At 57.6% G+C, this 21,242-nt stretch carries 22 protein-coding genes; 12 read left to right on the plus strand and 10 right to left on the minus strand.

From position 1 onward, the window contains the following. Window positions 1-2: 2 nt before the first annotated feature. A complete protein-coding gene (locus ACHZBS_RS14350; protein WP_319407202.1) occupies window positions 3-1,187 on the minus strand; it encodes an NAD(P)/FAD-dependent oxidoreductase in 1,185 nt (394 codons plus the stop codon). Window positions 1,188-1,466: 279 nt separating this feature from the next. Between ACHZBS_RS14350 and ACHZBS_RS14355 the strand changes: the two genes are divergently transcribed. Then, window positions 1,467-2,801, plus strand: coding sequence for an IS5 family transposase (locus tag ACHZBS_RS14355; RefSeq protein WP_319407203.1), 1,335 nt, complete (start codon window positions 1,467-1,469; stop codon window positions 2,799-2,801). 15 nt (window positions 2,802-2,816) lie between these two features. Here the strand turns inward: ACHZBS_RS14355 and ACHZBS_RS14360 are convergent, their stop codons facing one another. Continuing rightward, complete coding sequence (locus ACHZBS_RS14360) at window positions 2,817-4,037, minus strand: beta-ketoacyl-[acyl-carrier-protein] synthase family protein (protein ID WP_319407204.1); 1,221 nt, start codon at window positions 4,035-4,037, stop codon at window positions 2,817-2,819. Next, window positions 4,034-5,278: a beta-ketoacyl-[acyl-carrier-protein] synthase family protein gene (locus ACHZBS_RS14365; protein ID WP_319407205.1), complete on the minus strand. Its 1,245-nt coding sequence runs from the start codon at window positions 5,276-5,278 to the stop codon at window positions 4,034-4,036. The genes ACHZBS_RS14360 and ACHZBS_RS14365 overlap by 4 nt, the downstream gene beginning before the upstream one ends. A 216-nt stretch (window positions 5,279-5,494) precedes the next feature. Between ACHZBS_RS14365 and ACHZBS_RS14370 the strand changes: the two genes are divergently transcribed. Next, entirely contained in the window at window positions 5,495-6,262 is a 768-nt protein-coding gene (locus tag ACHZBS_RS14370) for a TSUP family transporter (RefSeq protein ID WP_319407206.1), read from the plus strand. A 7-nt stretch (window positions 6,263-6,269) separates the two neighbouring features. Here the strand turns inward: ACHZBS_RS14370 and ACHZBS_RS14375 are convergent, their stop codons facing one another. Together ACHZBS_RS14375 and fdhD are read right to left on the minus strand one after the other, a co-directional pair. Next, complete coding sequence (locus tag ACHZBS_RS14375; protein WP_319407207.1) at window positions 6,270-7,292, minus strand: tRNA-dihydrouridine synthase family protein; 1,023 nt, start codon at window positions 7,290-7,292, stop codon at window positions 6,270-6,272. Window positions 7,293-7,307: 15 nt separating this feature from the next. Then, complete coding sequence (gene fdhD / locus ACHZBS_RS14380; protein WP_319407208.1) at window positions 7,308-8,111, minus strand: formate dehydrogenase accessory sulfurtransferase FdhD; 804 nt, start codon at window positions 8,109-8,111, stop codon at window positions 7,308-7,310. A 220-nt stretch (window positions 8,112-8,331) separates the two neighbouring features. Between fdhD and rplU the strand changes: the two genes are divergently transcribed. From rplU to ACHZBS_RS14425, 9 genes are all read left to right on the plus strand, one after another. Next, window positions 8,332-8,643, plus strand: coding sequence for a 50S ribosomal protein L21 (gene rplU, locus ACHZBS_RS14385; protein ID WP_319407209.1), 312 nt, complete (start codon window positions 8,332-8,334; stop codon window positions 8,641-8,643). An 81-nt stretch (window positions 8,644-8,724) separates the two neighbouring features. Then, window positions 8,725-8,979 carry a 50S ribosomal protein L27 gene (gene rpmA / locus ACHZBS_RS14390; protein ID WP_319407210.1) on the plus strand — a complete coding sequence of 85 codons (255 nt, stop codon included), beginning with the start codon at window positions 8,725-8,727 and terminating at the stop codon, window positions 8,977-8,979. Next, complete coding sequence (gene obgE / locus ACHZBS_RS14395; RefSeq protein ID WP_319407211.1) at window positions 8,976-9,998, plus strand: GTPase ObgE; 1,023 nt, start codon at window positions 8,976-8,978, stop codon at window positions 9,996-9,998. Before rpmA ends, obgE begins: the two co-directional genes overlap by 4 nt. Beyond that, complete coding sequence (gene proB / locus ACHZBS_RS14400; RefSeq protein ID WP_319407212.1) at window positions 9,970-11,115, plus strand: glutamate 5-kinase; 1,146 nt, start codon at window positions 9,970-9,972, stop codon at window positions 11,113-11,115. Before obgE ends, proB begins: the two co-directional genes overlap by 29 nt. A gap of 10 nt (window positions 11,116-11,125) precedes the next feature. After that, on the plus strand, window positions 11,126-12,400 hold the full coding sequence (locus tag ACHZBS_RS14405) for a glutamate-5-semialdehyde dehydrogenase (protein ID WP_319409088.1): 1,275 nt from the start codon (window positions 11,126-11,128) through the stop codon (window positions 12,398-12,400). Window positions 12,401-12,441: 41 nt separating this feature from the next. Beyond that, on the plus strand, window positions 12,442-13,107 hold the full coding sequence (nadD, locus tag ACHZBS_RS14410) for a nicotinate (nicotinamide) nucleotide adenylyltransferase (protein ID WP_319407213.1): 666 nt from the start codon (window positions 12,442-12,444) through the stop codon (window positions 13,105-13,107). Beyond that, window positions 13,104-13,517: a ribosome silencing factor gene (gene rsfS, locus ACHZBS_RS14415; protein ID WP_319407214.1), complete on the plus strand. Its 414-nt coding sequence runs from the start codon at window positions 13,104-13,106 to the stop codon at window positions 13,515-13,517. The genes nadD and rsfS overlap by 4 nt, the downstream gene beginning before the upstream one ends. 52 nt (window positions 13,518-13,569) lie before the next feature. After that, window positions 13,570-15,111 (plus strand): 2,3-bisphosphoglycerate-independent phosphoglycerate mutase, encoded by a 1,542-nt coding sequence (gene gpmI / locus ACHZBS_RS14420; RefSeq protein ID WP_319407215.1) that lies wholly within the window; start codon window positions 13,570-13,572, stop codon window positions 15,109-15,111. Between the two features lie 23 nt (window positions 15,112-15,134). Continuing rightward, window positions 15,135-15,629: a regulatory protein RecX gene (locus ACHZBS_RS14425; protein ID WP_319407216.1), complete on the plus strand. Its 495-nt coding sequence runs from the start codon at window positions 15,135-15,137 to the stop codon at window positions 15,627-15,629. Window positions 15,630-15,639: 10 nt separating this feature from the next. Here the strand turns inward: ACHZBS_RS14425 and ACHZBS_RS14430 are convergent, their stop codons facing one another. The 5 genes from ACHZBS_RS14430 to ACHZBS_RS14450 all read right to left on the minus strand — a co-directional run bounded on the left by ACHZBS_RS14430 (window position 15,640) and on the right by ACHZBS_RS14450 (window position 19,996). Further along, window positions 15,640-16,491 carry a hypothetical protein gene (locus tag ACHZBS_RS14430; protein ID WP_319407217.1) on the minus strand — a complete coding sequence of 284 codons (852 nt, stop codon included), beginning with the start codon at window positions 16,489-16,491 and terminating at the stop codon, window positions 15,640-15,642. Between the two features lie 85 nt (window positions 16,492-16,576). After that, the gene (locus tag ACHZBS_RS14435; protein WP_319407218.1) at window positions 16,577-17,209 is read right to left on the minus strand and encodes a DsbA family oxidoreductase; all 633 of its coding nucleotides are present in this window, start codon (window positions 17,207-17,209) and stop codon (window positions 16,577-16,579) included. Window positions 17,210-17,270: 61 nt separating this feature from the next. After that, complete coding sequence (locus ACHZBS_RS14440; RefSeq protein ID WP_319407219.1) at window positions 17,271-17,705, minus strand: methylglyoxal synthase; 435 nt, start codon at window positions 17,703-17,705, stop codon at window positions 17,271-17,273. Between the two features lie 105 nt (window positions 17,706-17,810). Then, the gene (locus ACHZBS_RS14445) at window positions 17,811-18,722 is read right to left on the minus strand and encodes a proline dehydrogenase family protein (protein ID WP_319407220.1); all 912 of its coding nucleotides are present in this window, start codon (window positions 18,720-18,722) and stop codon (window positions 17,811-17,813) included. Beyond that, complete coding sequence (locus tag ACHZBS_RS14450; RefSeq protein ID WP_319407221.1) at window positions 18,719-19,996, minus strand: HD domain-containing phosphohydrolase; 1,278 nt, start codon at window positions 19,994-19,996, stop codon at window positions 18,719-18,721. Before ACHZBS_RS14450 ends, ACHZBS_RS14445 begins: the two co-directional genes overlap by 4 nt. Window positions 19,997-20,268: 272 nt before the next feature. Here ACHZBS_RS14450 and ACHZBS_RS14455 point away from each other — a divergent pair, with 272 nt between their 5' ends. Then, a complete protein-coding gene (locus ACHZBS_RS14455) occupies window positions 20,269-21,207 on the plus strand; it encodes a helix-turn-helix transcriptional regulator (RefSeq protein WP_319407222.1) in 939 nt (312 codons plus the stop codon). The last annotated feature ends 35 nt before the right edge of the window (window positions 21,208-21,242 follow it).

The raw sequence follows: 21,242 nt of genomic DNA on the forward strand, positions 1-21,242 counted from the left end.
TGTTATACCGCCTGGCCGGCGCACCACCCCGATGACCAGGCCCATTGCAGGTTGTATCCTCCCAGACAGCCGGTGACATCCAGCACCTCACCGGTAAAAAACAGTCCCGGCACTTGACGTGCCTGCATGGTTTTCGAAGAGATGGCATCACAGTCCACACCGCCCACGGTTACTTCTGCGGTCCGGTATCCTTCGGTGCCGCCCGGTTTGAGGGTCCACTGCTGCAACTGGGCGGCAATTTCCCTGAACTGTTGATGGGAAAGGTGCTGAAGCGGTTGTTCGGCAACGGCAGGTGTGAGCCGCGCCGCCACCAGCCGTTTGGGCAGGAACGTCACCAGCACCGTCTTGGCCTTGCGCTGCGGGTGCCGCTCTTGCTGTGCTTTCAGCACCGCCACCAGATCCATGTCCGGCAGCAGGTCGATGGTGATCGGCTCGCCGGGCTGCCAGCTGGATGAGAGCTGCAGGATGGCCGGGCCGCTGAGTCCCCGGTGGGTGAACAGGATGTTTTCGCGGAACCGACGCCTCCGGCTGCTGACGGCGGCATCCAGTGAGATGCCGGACAACCCGGCCAGGACTTTTTTGTCCGACGGCTGGAGCGTGAAAGGAACCAGACCGGCACGCAGCGGCCGAACGGGGATGCCGAATTGCCGGGCAATTTCATAGCCCAACGGGCTGGCGCCCGTCTCCGGCATGGACAACCCGCCCGTGGCCACTACCAGAGAACGGCAGGCGTACTCTCCCCGGCTGGTATGAATCGCAAATCGGTGATCCGATAGCCCTTCGATGGTTTCAATTTTAATATCGAGGCTGAAAGAGACCCCTGTTTTTACGCACGCGGAACACAGCATGTCCAGGATCTGGCGGGCACTGCCCGTGCAGAACAATTGCCCGTGGCTTCTTTCCGCATAGGCGATGCCGTGTTTGTCCACCAGTTCGATAAAATCCCATTGGGTGTAGCGGCTAAGCGCCGATTTGCAGAAATGGGGATTGTGGGACAGGTAGCAGCCGGGGTCGATGTTCCGGTTGGTAAAATTACAGCGTCCACCGCCGGACATCATGATTTTTCGTCCCGGTGTTTTGCTATGATCCAGAACCACCACCCGGCGGCCGCGTTTGCCGGCTTCCATGGCGCACATCAATCCCGATGCGCCGGCACCGATAATGACAACATCCGTATTCGCGTTCAACAGTGACTTCCTTTTATTCGCCGCCGAGGTCTTCCGCGATATTTTTCCATAAGGCGGCAGCCGATATACGTCAAGCCAGGGGGGAACACCACGTGATTCTCACCGGGGGCAATATCCGTTGCCGTATCCGGCAGGCAAGTCATGAAAGCATGCTGCCTAAATAGTCGGTCCTGAAAAAGCATTTATCCACCAGAAAACATTAGAAAAATTACCTATTTTGTGCTATGTTATTTGCAAGATTACAATCCTTTATCCACTCTTTTCTTGCAAATTTCTGCCATGAAACCCAAGCAATCTGCACACAAAAACAGGCAAAGGGATCTGTTCCGACCTGAGCTCACGAAAATCATCGATCCCGGACATGGGCTAGTAAAACTAGCAAAAGTGGTCAATTGGGATCGCATGGACGAGGTGTTCGGACAAACCTACTGCCCGGACAACGGTCGGCCAGGTGTCAGCACCCGGTTGATGGTATCGTTGCACTACCTGAAGTTCTCATACAACCTCAGTGACGACGATGTCGTTTCCGGATGGGTAGAAAACCCCTACTGGCAGTATCTGAGCGGCATGCAGTTTTTCGAGCACGATCCGCCGATCGATCCGTCCAGCATGTCCCGATGGCGCAAACGCATCGGCGAAGCAGGAGCCGAAGAACTGCTCAAAGAGACCATTGCCGCCGGGTTAAAGATCAAAGCGGTCAAGCCCCACCAGCTCAAACGGGTCAACGTGGACACGACCGTGCAGGAAAAAGATATTCGTTTTCCCACCGACGCCCGCCTGTATGATCGCGCCAGACAAAAATTGGTTGATGCCGCCAAGCAGCGTGGCATTGCGCTTCGCCAAAACTACAATCGCAACGCCAAGCAGTTTTTAGCCCAGCAAAGCCGCTATGCGCATGCCCGCCAGATGAAACGGGCCAGACGGTGTACCCGGAAACTAAAAACCTATCTGGGCCGGGTGATCAGAGACATTGAAAGAAAATCCCAGCATCCGGATGAAGCGTTAAAATCACTGCTTACCATCGGCACCCGCATTTTCCACCAGCAGCGCAAAGACAAGAATAAGATCTACAGTGTTCATGAGCCGGCGGTAGAATGCATTAGCAAAGGTAAAGCGCACAAGCGCTACGAGTTCGGCTGCAAAATCAGTGTAGCGGCCACCAGCCGTGGCGGTTGGTTCGTCGGTGCCAAGGCGGTTCACGGCAATCCTTATGACGGCCACACGTTAAAAGATGCCCTCAAGCAGGTCGAACAGATTGCCCACCCCCCCGAGCATGTGTTCGTGGACATGGGCTACCGCGGTCACGGATACTCAGGCAAGGTTGATGTGCATGTCGACAAACGACGACGAGGAAGAACAGCCAAGAGCCTGTGGCGCTGGATGAAGCGTCGGGCGGCCGTTGAGCCTGGCATTGGACACCTGAAACAAGAACATCGAATGGATCGATGTCGCCTGAAAGGAACCCTTGGCGACTGCATCAATGCGATCTTAAGCGCAGCCGGAATGAACTTTAGGAAACTGCTGCGCTGGGCAGCAGATTTTTTGTACCAGTTTTACTTCCGACTTCTATTTTATCAAAGATCAGATACCTTAACCGGTATAGTCATAAAATGACTTTTTCAAGATCGACTAAATATGCTTGCTGAACAGCAGTGTGGCAAAGGTGCCGCCGGATGCGCAGGCGTTGACCAATCCATGGTTCACGGTCATCTCTCGAGCAGCCGTTTTCACCACATCCAAGGCAATCATGGGGGACGCAAGACCTAAGGTCGGCGGTACGATTCCGCCATGGATGGACAGCGCCATGGCCGCCGCCCGGATGCCGCCGGAAGCAAAGTTTTCTCCTGTGGCTCCTTTGACGGCTGTCACCGCCGGCGGCTGGACGCCTTTGAAGCACTGTTCCAGCGCCCGGGCTTCCAGCCGATCGGACCTGACGCCGCCGCTGGCCGCCGCGGATACCGTGTCGATGTCGGCGGGACCCACGCCGGCCATGGCCATGGCTTTTTGCAGGCTCAGCACCTGGCCGGCCGGGTCGTCGGGCCAGTCGTTGGCCGGCGCCGGTGCGCCGCTCAGGCCCCAACCGGTGATTTCACAATAAATGGCCGCCCGGCGTGATCGGGCCGATTCAAGCGACTCGAGGCAGAGCAGGCCTGCCCCTTCTCCCGCCACCGGGCCGTTGCGATTCCGGTCGAAGGGGCGTGCCTGCTCGTCGGCGTCATTTTGGGGAGACAGGGCCATGAATCGTTCCAGCATGGTGAAAAAAAAAGGCGAGAGAATATCTCCGCCGCCGGCCAGCACCACGTCGGCGCGTCCCTGCCGGATCTGGCTGGCCGCGTAAGCGATGGCCGTTTCCGCCGAGGCTTCCCTGTGGTTCACAGTGGTGTTGATCCCCCGCAGCCCCAGTTCGATGGCCGCATGGCCCGCCGGGGCGTTCATCACCGTGTTGGGTACTAAAATGGGATTGACCCGACGGGGGCCTTCGGTAAACAAGGTGCCGGCATACTGGGTGGCCACATCCGTGGCACCAAAGGCCGTACCCATGGCGATGCCGATGCGGTTGCGTTTTGACCCGTCGGGATCAATTCCGGCATCATCTAAAGCCATGCATGCCGACGCGGTGACCATCTGGGAGAGACGGTCCATTCGCCGCAGGGTCCGGGAGGAGATGAAATCCATGGGTGAGAAATGGCGAACTTCCCCGGCCAAATGAGATTTAAAGGGCGTGGTATCGAATCCCTCAATGGGGCGAATGCCGCCAATGCCGCCGAAAAGAGTGTTGGCGAAATCCGTCCGACCGATGCCCAATGGCGTCACCAGTCCCATCCCGGTAACCACCACCCGCCGGCTCACCTCCCACCGCCGTTTTCCGAAAATCTTCCGAAGACCAGGGCGGTGTTATTCCCGCCGAAGGCAAAGGAGTTGGAAAGCACCCGGTCAACTACCACGTCCCGTGCAACGCCGGGTACGAGGTCTATGTTGCATCCGTCTTCAGGGGTTTCATGGTGAATGGTCGGTGGGACGAAGCAGTGCTCTATCGCCAGCAGGCAGGCCACGGCTTCGATGGCTCCGGCAGCTCCCAAGGTGTGGCCGATCATGGATTTGGTGGAACTGACCGGGATCCTTTGTGCCCTTCTGCCGAACACGGTTTTGATCCCCAGGACCTCCATCCGGTCGTTGGCCGGTGTGGCCGTGCCATGGGCGTTGATATAGTCCACATCCTCCGGGGAGATGCCGGCATCGTCCAGGGCGGCGGTCATGGCATCCACGGCCCCGGCTGCATTCGGGGCCGGGGCGGTCATGTGGCTGGCATCGCAGCTGATGCCGCAACCGAGCACTTCCCCGTAGATCGTGGCTCCCCGTTTCAGGGCATGACCCAGGGACTCCAGGATCAATATTCCTGCCCCTTCGCCCAGGGTCAGTCCCTGCCGATGGCGGTCGAAGGGTTTGCAGTAATCCGGATCCACGGCCTGAAGGGCGTTGAATGCCGAATAGGTAATGCGGCACAAGGGTTCGGTGCCGCCGCAGATCACCACATCGGCAGCCCCCTGCAGGATTAGATCCCGGGCGTATCCAATGGCCGTGGCACCGGATGAGCAGGCGGTCATGAATGTGGTTTTAGGACCCATGAGTTTCAGATGGGTGGCAATGTGGTCCGCCGACGAGGCGCAGGAAAAGGCGGCAAAAGGGGAACCGGGCAGCCGGTCGGCGCCGGTTTCCAGGTAGGCGGCAAAAACCGGTTCGCACTCCAGCATGCCGCCGGCCCCGCCTCCGAGGACCACGCCGGTATGGGCGGCAAGCTCTATAGGAAAAGGTGTCAACCCCGCGTCTGACAGCGCTTCCAGTGTCGCCGCCATGGCCATGCAGTCCGACCGGGACATGCGCTTTAACGCGTAGTTTTCCGGAATATGCCGCCGGGGATCGAAATCCCTGACCTGGGCCCCGGTGTGGGTGCGGTAATCGGCGGTATCGAACAGGGACACCGGGCCGATGCCGCAGAGACCTGCCTTCAAGGCGGTGGAAAACTCCTTAACATTTTTGGCGATGGCATTGACGGTTCCCCGTCCGGTGACAACTGCACGGTCTGATTTCATATGCCTCGGTTGGGAGGGAGGAGCGCTTTTTCAAAATTTGGATGCCGCCTTGATATGCGGGCAGGACTTTAACCAGATGAATCAGGGAAAGTCAAGGTGATGGAAAGCGCTTCGCGTCAATAGCGTTGACCGTGGTCGACTTTCCCGGTATGAACACCATCCACGTTTTGTGGGCACACACAAAATAAAATCCCAAACGGAACTTGCGTGTAAAATATGGAACCGTTGACTTCTTCCACCCTGTTTCTTCTGTGGCTGGCCGGCCTGTTCTCCGGATTCGTGGACGCCATTGCCGGCGGCGGAGGGATCATCTCGCTGCCGGCACTGCTTGCCACCGGCATGCCGCCCCACCTGGCCCTGGGCACCAACAAACTCCAGGGGACCTTCGGCAGCCTGACGGCCGCCGTAAACTATTCCCGTAAGGGGCTGGTCAACCTGCGGGAAATTCCCACCGGTGTCGTCTTCACCGCCATAGGGGCGTTGATCGGAACCGTGACGGTGCAGGTGCTTTCCCCGGATTTCCTTCGGCACATTATCCTGATTCTTTTAGCAGGCGTTTTCCTCTACACCCTGTTTTCTCCGGAACTGGGCAAACTGGACCGCCTGCCGTCGATGGCCGCCCCCGCCTTTTTTGGCTGTGCCGGACTCGTATTGGGATTCTATGACGGATTCTTCGGTCCGGGAACAGGCTCTTTCTGGGCCATTGCACTGGTGATGGTGCTGGGACTCAACCTCAAAAAAGCCACCGCCCACACAAAAATATTCAATTTTACCAGCAATGTGGTGGCCTTAGGGGCTTTTTTTTTCGGACACAATGTGGTGGTTTCTGCAGGCCTCCTGATGGGGGCGGGGCAGATGCTGGGGGCCTTTCTCGGGTCCCGGCTTGTGATTCAAAAAGGCACGGGATTTGTGCGCGTGTTTTTCCTGGTGGTCGTGGCGGCCACCATCGTCCGGCTTGCATACACCACCTATGCCGCCCAATAAAATCTGATTACAGGAAAAAATTCATGTTTGGCCGTGCCATCGTCTCCGGGTCACGGCTGAAAAACGCCTCCAACTCCCCCCTCAGGGCTTTCAGGTCCGGAGCATGGCCAATCCGCTTGAAAAAACTGTGGGCGAATTTGAAATTGGCGCTGAAATAGAGGGCGAATTTCTTGTATCGCCGCAGGGCCCGCCGGTTATCGAAATGCCGCTCCATCAGGTCCAGCAGGGCAAAGGCCGTGCGCCGGTAGATACCGGTATCGGGGGACAGCATGCCGGCCATCTGGGCCATCAGCCAGGGGCGTGCAATGGCCATCCTGCCGATGGCCACGCCGTCGCAACCGGTGGTCTCCATCATTCGCAGGCAATCGGTTTCATCGAACACGTCTCCATTGCCGAACACCGGAATGGTTACCGCGTTTTTGACTCGTTTGATATAATCCCAGCGGGGCGGGCGGGAACGTCGATCCGGGGCCACCCGGGGGTGAAAGGTCAGGGCGTCTGCGCCAGCCGAGGCGAAACGCCGGGCCAGATCCACCGGAATGGCCGGGTCGTCTGTCCACCCCGTGCGAAACTTGACAAACAGCGGGATGGATATGGCCCGGCGCACCGCCTCGACGATGCGAGCGGCCTGGTCCGGTGTCTTGAGCAGGGCCGCTCCGCACCGTTGTTTGCAGATTGTGGCCACCGAGCAGCCGAAGTTCAGGTCCACCCCAAACAGGCCCTTCTCCTCGATGACGCGGGCCGCCGTTGACATGGCGCTTGGGTCGGCGCCGAAGATCTGCATGACCAGATGTTGTCGCTCCGCCTCCCGCCAGCCGAAATAGGCGGAGCCGGTACGGACTTCCTGGGGAATCCGCCGGGCGCTGCACATTTCGCCGAAGAGCAGGCCATACCCGCCGAAACCGGCCAGCAGCTCTCGAAAGGCGATATGGCCCAGCAATGTCATGGGGGCCAGGACCAGCCGGCGATCGATCGTGGTCCGTCCGATGGTCAGGGGACGATTGAGCCGTGAAGACAGGTCTGATTTCATCTTTGAAAGCAATTTTCAGCGCGGCCAGACGAGACGGTGGGCGTTGCAGTAGACCATGAGGCTGTCGCCCTTTCCCAGGGACGCCAGGGTGATGTTCAATGCCGTGGCCAGCTCTACGGCCAGGGCGGTGGGCCGGGAAATGGCCAGGATGACGGGAATCCTCGCCCGTGCGGCTTTCTGGACCAGTTCGTAGCTGATGCGTGAAGAGAGGGTCAGCAGCCGCGCCTGCGGCAGCCGTCCGTCGAGGAAGAGAGACCCGATGGCCTTGTCCAGGGCATTGTGACGGCCCACGTCTTCGGCAACGGATAACTGATTGAACGCGTGGTCATAGATGGCGGCGCCATGGGCGGCGCGGGTTTTGTCCCGGAGCGGCTGGTAGTCATCCAGGCGGAGCAGGCGATCCAAAGCCCCTTTCCCGCTTAGCGGCTTCCCGTCAGCCACCGGTGAAAGGGCCTGGACCAGATCGGCGACGATGGATTTACCGCAGATGCCGCAGGAAGTCTGGCTGATATAGGTCCGTCGATCCAGATGCTTGGCAACCTGTGTCCGCCGCGCAGGGGTGAGCGTGACGGTGACGACATTGGTGTCTTCCCCGTCGCAGAAGGCAATATTGGTGATGTCCGGGGGATGGTCAACGATGCCCTCTCCGAGGCAAAAACCGGCCACGTGGGCTTTTTCGCTGCCCGGGGTACGCATGACAACGGCATAGGGAGCCCCCTGGACCCGGATGGAGAGGGGTTCCTCTCCGATTAAAACCAAGGACTCGGGTCTTTTCCGCCCGTTTTCTACGATAGTAATGTTTCGACGTTGACCGTTCACACCTTTTCCTGTCAGCAGAAAATCGAAAAATCCATTCGGATCCTTGGCAACGGCAATAGGATAATGGGCAGACACTATAAGGATTTAACTGCCATTGTCCATAACTTTTCCCATTCCGATGGTCGAGCAGTTTTTTCTTGACAACGGTGTGGGAAAGTTTAATATTTCTTATTTTTTGAATTCATGACGAAGGAATCGGTTTTTACAGGAGGGCGGAAACATGTACGCAGTGGTTGCCACAGGCGGTAAACAATATAAGGTCGAGGAAGGTGATGTCCTCAGGGTTGAGAAGCTCGCCGGTGACATCGGGTCACCGATCGCTTTCGACAATATCCTTATATTTTCCGATGGCGAAAATGTCAAGATCGGCCAACCCGATGTTGACGGGGTAACGGTCCACGGCCAGATTGTGGCCCAGGGCAAGAGCAAGAAAATCCTTGTTTTCAAATTCAAGCGCAGAAAACGGTATCGCCGCAAACAGGGTCATCGTCAGCCGTTCACGGCCGTTCGTATCGATCGTATCGAGGCGTAATTCTTTTTCCGAAACACCTGCAAGGGTTGCCGAATAATTGGTAGGTCCGCTCGGCGCCCTTTTGTTATTGAGGAGGAAACCATGGCACACAAAAAAGCAGCCGGCAGTTCGAAAAACGGTCGAGACAGTAATTCCCAGCGTCGGGGGATCAAACGCTTTGGCGGCCAGGAGGTTCTTGCCGGCAACATCCTGGTTCGCCAGGTCGGCACCCGAATCCATCCCGGCGTCAATGTGGGAATCGGCAAGGACTTTACCCTTTTTGCCCTGATCGACGGTGTGGTCACCTATGAAAGAAAAGGCCGAGACCGTAAACAGGTCAGCGTTTATGCGGCGTGAAATTCATTGATGAAGCGCGCATTACCGTCCAGTCGGGCAAGGGCGGTGCCGGATGCGTAAGCTTACGGCGGGAAAAATATATCCCCAAGGGCGGTCCGGACGGGGGTGACGGAGGACGCGGCGGAGATGTTATTTTCAAAGCGACCACCAAAAAACGGACCCTGTACCACCTTCAGTTTCAAAAGCTTTACAAGGCCAAAAACGGGTCCGGCGGTCAGGGAAACAATCGGGCCGGCAAAGGCGGCGACGATCTGATCATCGAACTGCCGCCCGGCACCCTGGTGATCGACGCTGATACCGGAGACCTTCTAAAAGACCTCGTCGACCTCGACGAGGTCTTTGTTGTTGCAGCAGGAGGCCGGGGGGGGTTGGGAAATGCACGGTTCAAATCATCGACCAACCGGACGCCCCGCTTTGCGCAACCGGGAGAACCGGGACAGACCCTGAACCTGCGGCTGGAATTGAAATTGCTGGCCGATGTGGGGATCGTGGGTCTACCCAACGCCGGCAAATCGACGCTGGTTTCGGCCCTGTCTTCGGCCCGGCCCAAGATCGCCGATTACCCCTTTACCACCCTGACACCGAATTTAGGCGTGGTTCGAACGAACCGGCGGGAGCCCTTCATCATTGCCGATATCCCCGGACTGATCGAGGGCGCCCACACCGGTACCGGCCTTGGTATCCGTTTTCTGCGCCATGTGGAGCGGACACGAATCCTCCTGCACCTGGTGGATGCCGCAGCCATCGATCCGGACCACCCACTCAAAGACCTCGATACGGTCAACCGGGAGTTGCGCCAGTACAGCCCGGCCCTCGCCGAAAAACCGCAGCTGGTGGTGTTGAATAAAATGGATGTGGACTGGGCGGAAGATGCGGCCACATTTTTCAAGGAAGCGTTCGGCAAGGGAGACCTGATGCAGATGTCCGCCGCCACCGGCAAGGGCCTCGATCTGTTGACCGCAACCTTGTGTAACATGCTGGATCAACTCGATGAAACCGAATCGGAAGAAAAAGACTGACCCTATTCAGCGGGCCGTGGTGAAAGTGGGCAGCAATGTGCTGACCGCCCGATCCGGACTGAATATCGATGTTATTTCGTCCATCAGCAGCCAGATTTGCCGGCTTCTGGACCAGGGCCTTCAGATCATTCTCGTTTCTTCGGGGGCCATGGCCTCGGGAATGAAAAAAATGGGTTTTTCCAAGCGGCCCGAAGCCATCCCCAAGCGTCAGGCCATTTCCGCCATCGGTCAGGCGGGCCTCATCCGGGAGTGGGAGAAAGCCTTTGCCCGATTTGAACGCAAGGTGGCCCAGATCCTTCTCACCAGCGACGATCTTACCAGCCGGAAGCGATACCTGAATGCCAGAAATACCATGAACACCCTGCTCGAATGGCAGGTCGTGCCGATCATCAATGAGAACGACACCATCATGGTGGAAGAGATCAAACTGGGTGACAACGACAATCTGGCTGCCATGATTGCCCTGCTGCTGGACGCAGACATTTTTATCAACCTCACCGATATCGACGGCCTGTACGACAAGGATCCCCGGGTCTGCCCGGATGCCCGGCTCATCCCCCGGGTGGCCACCTACAGCAGGAGCATCGAGAAGTACGCCGGGGATATTCCCGGCGCTCTGGGAACGGGGGGGATGCTGAGTAAAATCAAAGCAGCCCGCAAAGTCACCGCATCGGGAATACCTATGGTGATTGCCAAAGGCTACCGGCCGGATATCCTGATTCGCCTGGCGGCCGGAGAGGCACATGGCACGTTCTTCGTGCCACGGCAGCAAAAGCTGAACCGCAAGAAATGCTGGATCGGTTACACGGTCAACCCCCAGGGCACCCTCACGGTGGATGCCGGGGCCGCCAGGGCGCTGCTGAACAACGGGAAAAGTCTGTTGCCCAGCGGCATTGTCGATGTGCAGGGGCAGTTCCCTGTAGGTGCAGCGGTGGCCGTGGTCACTGTAGAACGACAAACGATCGGCAATGGGCTGGTGAATTACAATGCCGAAGAGATCCGAACCATCATGGGGCTCAGGACCAGTCAGATCAAAGCCCGTCTGGGCCAGAAAACTTATGATGAAGTGATTCATCGGGACAATCTGGTCATCACCGGGGACCCGGAAGCCGCCTGATCTCCAACCCATTCCCGGAGGAAATGCCATGGATATCGATCGAATAATCCGGCAAATGGCCCGCGACGCCAAGCAGGCTGCCGGCGTGATCAGCCGCTGCGCAACGGCCCAAAAGAACCAGGCCCTGACGAACATGGCCGACCTTTTGGAACAGCAGGCGGAGACTATTTTTCAGGAAAACCGCAAAGACCTTGAGCGGGCTGGGGATGCGGGCCTTTCCGGTGCCATGGTGGACCGGCTCACCGTCACGGGGGAAACCATTGCCGCCATGGCCGGTGGTATCCGGGAAGTGGCCGCATACGCCGATCCGGTGGGCACCATGGGGGAGACCCGTGTGCGGCCCAACGGACTCCGGGTGTCGAAAATGCGTATCCCGCTGGGAGTAATCGGCATCATCTATGAGTCGCGGCCCAACGTCACCATCGATGCCGCCGGGTTATGTCTGAAGTCCGGCAACGCCGTCATATTGAGGGGCGGTTCCGAGGCGCTGCATTCCAACAGGGCCCTCGCCGGCATTATCGGCCAGGCCCTGGAATCGGTCGGATTGCCGGCACAGGCCGCCCAGGTGGTTCCCATGGAAGACCGCACGGCGATCAACGTTCTGCTGGCCCAGGAGGATTTTGTTGACCTGATCATTCCCCGGGGCGGTGAGGGGCTGATCCGGTTTGTGGTGGAGAACTCCAGAATCCCCGTGCTCAAGCACTACAAAGGTGTCTGCCATGTTTTTGTGGACCACACGGCCGACCTTCAGATGGCCGAAGGGATCAGTTTTAACGCCAAGGTGCAGCGACCCGGTGTGTGCAACGCCATGGAAACGCTGCTGGTCCATGAACAGGTGGCCCGTGATTTCCTCCCGGCCATGGCCCGCCGATTCGAATCGGCGGGCGTGGAGCTTCGGGGATGTCCGAAGACCTGCGCCATCCTTCCCGGCATCACTCCCGCCACCGACGCGGACTGGCCCGCAGAGTACCTGGATTTGATCCTGGCAGTTAAAGTGGTCGCGAACATGGAAGATGCCATGGCCCACATCGCCCGATACGGATCGAATCACACGGAGGCCATTATCACGAGCGATTACCGCCGGGCCCACCGGTTTGTCCGGGATGTGGATGCCTCGGTGGTTCTGGTCAACGCTTCAACCCGGTTCAATGACGGCGGCCAGCTGGGCCTGGGCGCCGAAATGGGCATCAGCACATCCAAACTGCACGCCTTCGGTCCCATGGGGCTCGAGGAATTGACCACCCGGAAATTCGTGGTTCTGGGCGACGGCCAGATTCGGGAGTAGCCTCAGGACCCATCGGGAAAAGCCAGGCACTGGAAAAATCCATGCGAGCAGGACTTTTCGGCGGTACCTTCAATCCGATCCACAAGGGGCACCTCATGGCAGCCGATCGGGTTCTCCAGCTATTTTCTCTGGATCGCCTTTACATCGTTCCCTGCCGGGTACCTCCCCATAAATTTCCTGCATACCTGGCACCGGCGTCCCTGAGGGTACGGATGATCCAACTGGCCCTGCCCACAGATGCCCGCTACTGCCTGTCCGATGTCGAAATCCAGCGCAGCGGACCATCCTACACCATCGACACGGTGGACCATTTCTGCACACGGATCATTCCCGGTGCCACCCTGTTTCAGATCATGGGCATGGATGCCTTTCTGGAGATCCATACCTGGAAAAGCTGGCGGAGGCTGTTGGAAACGGTCCAGCCGGTTGTGGTGACCCGGTCGATGGACGATCGGATGCAATCCGGCGGAGAGGTCGACCGACTGGCCGACTATATCCGTTCCCGGTTGTCGGACGATTACCGGTATATTGAAGCACAGAGCTGCTGGCGGCATCCCGACGGAAAGTGCATCCATCTGCTGCCGACAACACCGGTCAACATCTCATCCAGCCAGGTAAGGGAACTCATCCGGGCAGGAAAAGCCGTTGGCCACCTTGTTCCAGCGGCGGTAAACGATTATATTGAACAAAAGGAACTTTATCGATGACAGATACCACTGACGCTGAACTGGATATTTTCGTCAAATCGGCTTTGGGGAAAAAAGCCAGGGCTCCGGTCCTCCTGGACGTTCGTCACCTCACCAGCCTGGCGGACGCCTTTCTCATCTGCCACGGAACCTCCAACCGTCAGGTAAGCGCCATCGCCGAGCACATCCAGCGGGATCTGAAAAAACAGGGAATCAAGCCCCTCAGTGTCGACGGCCTCAAAGAGGGCCATTGGGTGCTTATGGACTACGGGCACGTAGTGATCCACGTTTTTTACGAAAGCACGCGCAGTTTTTACAATCTGGAGGGGTTGTGGTCGGATGCCCGGCGTATCCAGACGGAAAGCATGAACCAAGTGGTCGATTATCCGGATGACGATACGGATGTGGATGAGTCGGTATTCATCGAATAGCCAATGTTACGCCATACGGACATTAATTGACTGAATCATTGGGGGAAAGAAAATGAATAAAAAAACACACATGCTGATCATCCTCGACGGGTGGGGAATCGGCGCCGACGAACCCACCAATGCCGTCCTGATGGCCGACACGCCTTTCCTGGACCGGCTTCAATCCAGGTACCCATCGACACAACTGCGCTGCTCAGGTCAGGATGTGGGGCTGCCCACCGGCATCATGGGCAACAGCGAGGTGGGACACATGAACATCGGGGCCGGACGTGTCGTCTACCAGGACCTGGTTCGTATCGACAAGTCAATCGAAGACGGCTCCTTCTTTAAAAATGAATCGCTGGGTGCCATCATGGATAAGGTGGCTGACCGTGGTAAGGCACTGCACCTGATGGGCCTGTTGTCCGATGGCGGTGTGCACAGCCAGCTCACCCATCTTTTGGCTCTGCTGGATATGGCCCTGCGGAAGGGGCTGTCCACGGTCTTCGTCCATGCCATCCTCGACGGCCGGGATACACCGCCGGACGGCGGCGTGAACTATCTGAATCAGCTGCAGGATCACATCCAGGCCATCGGCAACGGCGCGGTGGCATCCGTCTGCGGCCGCTACTATGCCATGGACCGGGATAAACGATGGGATCGGGTGGAAAAAGCCTACCGGCTCTATTCCGAAGGCTTTGGCCGATCGGAAACCGATCCGGTGGCCGCCGTAAAAACCGCCTACCGTCGTGGTGAGACCGATGAATTCGTCCAGCCGGTGGTAATGGTCGACGAAAGCGGCCAACCGGTGGGAACGGTGAAGGACGGCGACGGCATCATCTTCTTTAACTTCCGTGCGGACCGCGCCCGGGAGATCACGCGGGCATTTACCGAAAAACGGTTTGATGGATTCGAGCGCCGGGTGGTTCCGGAGCTTTCCGGATACACGACCATGACCCTTTACGACGAGGGATTCGACCTGCCCGTGGCCTTTGGCCCCGTTCACCTGGAGATGATTCTCGGAGAAGTCCTGAGCCGCCGGGGGCTTTGCCAGCTGCGCATCGCCGAAACCGAAAAGTACGCCCATGTTACCTACTTTTTCAATGGCGGTGAAGAAACGCCGTTTGAAAACGAGGAGCGTTGCCTGATTCCTTCTCCCCGGGATGTGGCCACCTATGACCAGAAACCGGAAATGAGCGCCCCCCAGGTGGCCGACGAAGTGGTCGCCCGGCTGGATTCGGGAAGATACGACTTCATTGTGCTCAATTTCGCCAACATGGACATGGTCGGGCATAGCGGCGTGATGACCGCCGCCGTCAAGGCCTGCGAAACCGTGGACCGCTGCCTGGAAAAAGTAATAAACAAGCTTCAGGAGCAGGATGGCGTGGCTCTGGTAACTGCCGATCACGGCAACTCTGAAAAGATGGCCGATTCCGACGGCAAACCGTTTACGGCCCACACAACCAATCCGGTTCGCCTGCTGCTGGTGGACGACAGCCGAAAGGCAGCCCGGCTCCGGGAAGGCCGATTGGGTGATGTCGCTCCCACCCTCCTGGAGCTGATGGGCCTGGATCAACCGGTGCAGATGACCGGCCAGAGTCTGCTGCAGACCTGATCCGGGCGGGATTCGTCGATTCCATGAAAGAACATGATTCCCGACAACATGATAGCCGCCGAGTCAAGGCGAGTGCCAGTGCTCTGGACAGCGCTTTTCGGATCCTGGCCCGACGGGACCATACCTGCAAGGAGTTGGCGGTCAAGCTTCGGCAAAAGGGGTTTGACGGTGTCGCCATTGACGGTGCCCTGGCACGATGCCGGGAGCTGGGGTATCTGGACGATGCCAAAACCGCTGCGATCATTGCCGGGCATCTGGTCGAAAGCGGATATGGTCCCCTGCGGGTTCGCCAGACCCTCAGGCAGAAAGGGCTGGACGATGCATTGATCGAACAGGCGTTGGTTCGCTGCGGTGACGAGGAGACCCAGGTGATCAGCGCCCGGCGCATGTTGGAAAAAAGGACGTCCCACCTGGGTCGGGAAGGCGATCCATGGAAACGCCGCCAGAAGGCCTGCCGTTTTTTAGCCGGCCGGGGGTTCGCCGCAACCGTCATCAACCGCGCCGTCGCCGACCGCTGAAGCCTGCCGCTCAGCGGCGCAGGTAAGTAAAATCGGCGTCGGGCCGCCCCACGAAACAGGATTGGCTGAACCCGTATCGCCGGATAGCGGCAAGGGCCCGCCGTGCTTCGGGTTGGCTTTGGCCGAAATCGAACAACCATCGGCGGCCGGACACGATCTTCCAGCTTCCCTGAATTCTGCTTACATTGACTGTCTTCGGGTCGAACGCCACGCAATCTTCACCGGCCATGGCGCCCGATGGACTTCCACCTTTTGCGAGCAGATAGGAAAATAACGGATCCGGCCGGCCGATAAAGCAGAGGCGGTCCATGCGGTAATGACGAATCACGTTCAGCGATTGATGGGCCGCGGCCTGATTGGATCCGAAATCGAACAGCCAGTGGTCGCCGTCAACGATCTTCCAGTTCCCTTTGACCTGGTGAATGCTGACGGTCGCCGGGTCGAAGCGCACACAATCCCCGGTTCCAGATGCTCTCAGCGGCTTCAACGGCTGGGTGACCGAGGCGGCTGCCACTTTACGGGTCCATCGGGATCCGGCAAATCCGCCGGTTTTTTTCACGATCCGCAGTTCGTTTCCATCCTTTTCAAGCGCCAGTTCCAATTCCCCGGCTCCCTTTGTCCGCCCCTTGGGAACATCGGCCCAATTGCCCGTGATGCGGGCTCCCTGAATGCGGCCGGAGAAGACATTTGACCATGCCGGCTGAGCGTCGGCGGCTTCGCCGTACCAAAAAACCCGGCTGCCGGTCTGGCGAAGGTAGTAGGTGCCCCCGTCATTGCAGGACCATCGGCCGGTCAGATTTCCCCAGGCAGGCGAGGTGAGCAAGATTATCAGAATGAAACCTGCTGAAATAATCGTTTTCACAAGGCCTCCATCAGACAGCCATGACGCCTGAAAGATGAGTCGAGAATCGGGTTTACAGCTTTTATCAACTTTCTTGTGGGAGTGTTTAGTTCCGACGCATGACGCCGGCAGACGAGACCATCTCCTCCAAAGCTGCGTAAGGTTGTGCACCCACCAGCCGCTGGCCATCAAGGACGAAGGTGGGCACAGCGGTAATTCCCATCCGGCGGGACCGCTGCCAATCGCGGTCCACGGCTTCACGGTAGGATCGTTGATCCAGCACGACCTTTGCCGCTGCCGGGTCCAGGCCGACAGCCGAGCATACCTGGAGCAGCACCTCAGGGAGGGCGATGTTTTCGCCGCGCTGAAAATAATCAAGGAATACGGCGTGGTGAAAGGCGTCGCCACGGCCCTGATCCTCAGCCCATTTTCCCAGTTCCTGGGCCAGCCGGCTGTTGAAGGTCATTTTCCGCTCACCGAAGGGCAGGTTCAACTCCCGGGCCACCTGGCGCAGACGGGCCAGCATGCCGGGGATGTCCACCGGCTGACCGGCAAACAGCGCTTCCAAGGTCTGCCCGGCCGGCGGGGTTTCCGGATGCAGGGGGAATGCCTTCCATTCTACCTCGATATGAAATGCCGCTTTGAGTCGTTCAATACGCCCGGTACTGAAGTAGCACCATGGTCAGATATAATCGGAAAAGATTTCCAGCGTGGCGGTCGTCCCGGTTTCATCTTTCATCCTTTTCCTCCAACATATGGACTTTAATTATTGATCGTGGCCGCCGACAGGCCGGTGGGTTTTACATCGGCCGGCGGATATAAGCGCTGTAGTCTTTTAACTCCGGCTCATAGGCCGTGTTGAAGCTGGGGCTGGAGATCAAAAAATCGGCCGTGGACCGGTTGCAGGCGGTCAGGATATTATAAAGAACGGACATCCGCAGTAGCGCCTTTACATCCACGTCGTGGGGCTGGGCCGACATGGGATCCCAGAAAAAGATGAGCACATCCAGTTCCCCTTTGGCGATCATGGCGCCGAGCATCTGGTCACCACCCAACGGGCCGCTTTTCATACGGGTGATGGCAAGGCCGCATTGGTCGGCCAGCAGCCTGCCGGTGGTGCCGGTGGCGTAAAGCTGATGCCTGGCTAAGGTGGCGGTGTTTCGGCGGACCCACACCAGAAGATCTTCCTTGCGTTCGTCGTGGGCCACCAGAGCGATTCGTTTGGTTGCCTTCATGTTTTCTTTCCACATGGTGGGACAGCGGATTGGGTATCCCCCGTTTGGGCTGCTTTTACAAAGGGACCAACGGTGTTGACGATCCTCGGACCGGTCAAGGCCGGTCTACCGGCTCAGCAAGAGGGATTTGACAATGCTGTTGACAATTTTCGGATTTTCCTTGAGACGCCGGGTGGAATATCCAAACCAATGGCGGCCGTAAGGGACATACACCCGCAGGGTGTGCCCAGCCTCTATTAGGGAACGCCGGAGCTCCGGCGCGACACCATACAACATCTGAAATTCGTACCTGTCCCGGGGTATCTTATATTTGTCGATAAGGGCCAGGGCGCCGTCCACCAGGGACCTGTCATGGGTGGCGATGCCAGGATAGACGCCGTTTCGAAACATGAATTCGAGATCTTCCAGAAAATGGGCGTTGATTTCATCGTGCCGTTGGAAGGCGATATGGCCCGGTTCCGCGTAGATGCCTTTACAAAGCCGATAATTCAAGGGGATCGTCGGCGTATGCAGATCCATGAGGTCCTTCAGGTCTTTCAGGGTGCGACGCAGGTAAGCCTGAACGACCAGCCCCACGTTTTCCGGCAATTCGGTCTTTAACCGGCGGAACAGGTTCATTTCCAGATCCACACATTTGGAGTCTTCCATATCTATACGGATGAAATTGCCATAGCTGGCGGCCTTGGCCACGATTCTGCGGATATGGCTGTAGCAGGCCTCGGCATTGATGAGCAGACCGAACATGGTGGGCTTCACCGAATAGTTGCCGTCAATACCGGTGCGTTGGGCGATGTCGATAAGGGATAGGTACTCGTCACGGTTTTTTTCCGCCTCATCCAGGTTATGGATAAACTCACCCAGAATGTCGATGGTGGTTTTGATGCCGTCTGCGTTCAGGGTCTGACATGCGCTCATGGCATCTTCCACCGTTTCCCCGGCAATGTAGGAACGGGAAAAAAGCCAGACAAAACGTTTGGGAAGCAGGGGCAGGGTGCTGGCGATTAGTCGGTTAATCATTTCGACACATCATGCTCGGCGGTTGTCAGCGGCTCGACCTGGGATTCTGAATATCGCTCTTGAATGAGGCGGATAAGGGCTATCCGTTCCAGAAAAATTTCAACCAGTTCGGGATCGAAATGGGTGCCGGCGCCCTTACTGATGATTTCGATGCTCCGCGATTCATCCCACGGCTCCTTGTAGCTTCGCTTGGAGGAGAGCGCATCGTAGACATCGGCGATGGCAACGATTCTGCCGAGAATGGGGATCTCTTCTTGCTTTTTACCGGGCAGAGGGCCGCCATTCCGGCTCTCGTGGCCGGGTATGGGCTTGCCTGTTATTGGATCCACGTGGCCGGGGTAGCCCGTACCGTCCCACTTCTCATGGTGGTTCAAGGCGATAATGGCCGCCGCTTCATCGTAATCCGACTGCGGATTGGAAAAAAGCCGGGCACCGTGGATGGTGTGCTGTTTCATAATTTCAAATTCTTCGAAGCTCAGCTGCGCCGGTTTTTTTAAAATCAGGTCGGATGTCGCCACTTTGCCCACGTCGTGGAGCATCGCCCCCATGCGCAATACGTCCCGGGTCTTGTCGATCTCCTTCTGGTCGATATGTCGCCGCTTGGCCCAGTGTTCGTAGAGCTCCAATGAAAACCCGGCCACCCGGTTGACGTGGGCGCCGGTTTCCTTGGGGTCCCGCATCTCCGCCATACGAATCATCCGCAGGATCATGGATCGGGTCATCTGGGCCCGTTCCAGTGCCACGGCAGCAATGCCGGCGAAGTGCAGCATGACCTTCTCGTCGGTCTGACTGAAAATCCGGATCCGTTTTTCCTGATCCTGGGCGTTGATGATCTGGAGAATGCCCAGGACATCCTTTTTGGAACTCATTAACGGGATGGTGAGCATGGAACGGGTGACGTACCCGGATGCCCTGTCGAATTTCTTGCTGAAGTGATAGCTTTTGGTAGGAGACAGTTTGTAGACATCGGGGATACTGAGCATTTTCCCCGTGGCCGCCGCATACCCCGCGATGCTCGTCGGGTCGATGGGCACGGAAAAGGTGCTGTAGATCAGCTTTTCTCCCGCGGGGAGGCGTTTTTGCAAGGTGTCGTTCTGGGAATAGGTGAAATCCAGGCGGTTGCCTTCGCGAATATAGATGGACCCGGCATCGGCGTTGACAAACTGGCGCGCCCGCGTAAGCACCCGCTCCAGGAGGATGTCGAGGTCGTGGATCCGGTTCAGCTCGATCCCCAGCGTCATCAACGTATCCAGTTTCTGCTTTTCGTTGAGCATAATTCCAACGCTCCCGGGAAATAGGTTCCCTGCTAATCTATACGGCCGGCACCGTACCCGTCAACTTAAAAAGGGGCATCGGCTGCATCAATGGGTGGACCATCAAAAAACAGAAAGAAAGTGTTGGTTTTGGTTGGTTATGGTATGTATTAATTCTATTTTTCCTATAATTTATGGAAAACATTGACATCCATCTTCACGATTCCTACTAGATTATCAGTTTATGACCGTATATTCCTGCCAGTGACAATGCCGTTGAGAAAGAGGATCCCATGACACAGATGCTATCCACCAAAGAGGTGGCCAAATTTCTTGGAATCAATGAGAAAATGGTCTATACGTTGATTTCGGATAAGGGTTTGCCCGCTTCCAAGGTTACCGGAAAATGGATTTTTCCCCGACACCTGGTAGAGCAGTGGGTCGAGTCCAGCACGGTCAACTATCCCCAGAACCACAACGTTCTGCCTCCCTACGAAGGACTGCTGGTCATTGCCGGGAGCAATGACATTCTTCTGGAAAAGGCACTTTCCATATTCAACAGCCGCTATCCCACGCATTTGGCCGTATTCGGAAACTTGGGTTCCGTGGGCGGCATCAATGCCCTGCGTCGAAATCTCTGCCATATGGCGACCAGCCACCTGCTTCAGGAGAACGGCAACGAGTACAATTTCGATTTTCTGCAGCGCCAGTTCGACCGCATGCCCGTGGTGGTGAACTTTTGCAAGCGAGATCAGGGGATCCTTCTCCAAAAAGGCAACCCTCTGAACATCGCCGCCGTGAAGGACCTGGGAAAACCCGGCGTGCGGATCGTCAATCGATCTCTGGCTACGGGCACCCGCCTGCTTTTCGACCGGGAACTGAAGCAGGCAGGTATTGCCGGCGAACGGGTTGCCGGGTACGACCGCGAGGTGAACCGGCACATGGATGTGGGGCTCGAGATTTTGGGCGGTCGCGCCGATGCCGGACCGGGTATCCGACCGGTGGCCTCCCTGTTGGGTCTGGCGTTTCTGCCCTTGCGCCAGGAGCGCTACGACCTGCTGGTGACCCGGGAACGGTTCTTCGACCAGGGGATCCAGTTTTTTCTCAGCCTGCTCCACGAAAAAGCATTCATCCAGGCTGCGGAACAACTGGAAGGCTACGATGTGTCCAAAAGCGGTAAAATGATTTTTCCCCACGAGTTGGAGGCAGCTGAAGCCGAACAGAAATCCTGACCCACGGTTCAGCATCCCTATAACCTGAAACCCAA

Origin of the sequence: uncultured Desulfosarcina sp. (assembly GCF_963664155.2) — a bacterium.
GTDB lineage: Bacteria > Desulfobacterota > Desulfobacteria > Desulfobacterales > Desulfosarcinaceae > Desulfosarcina.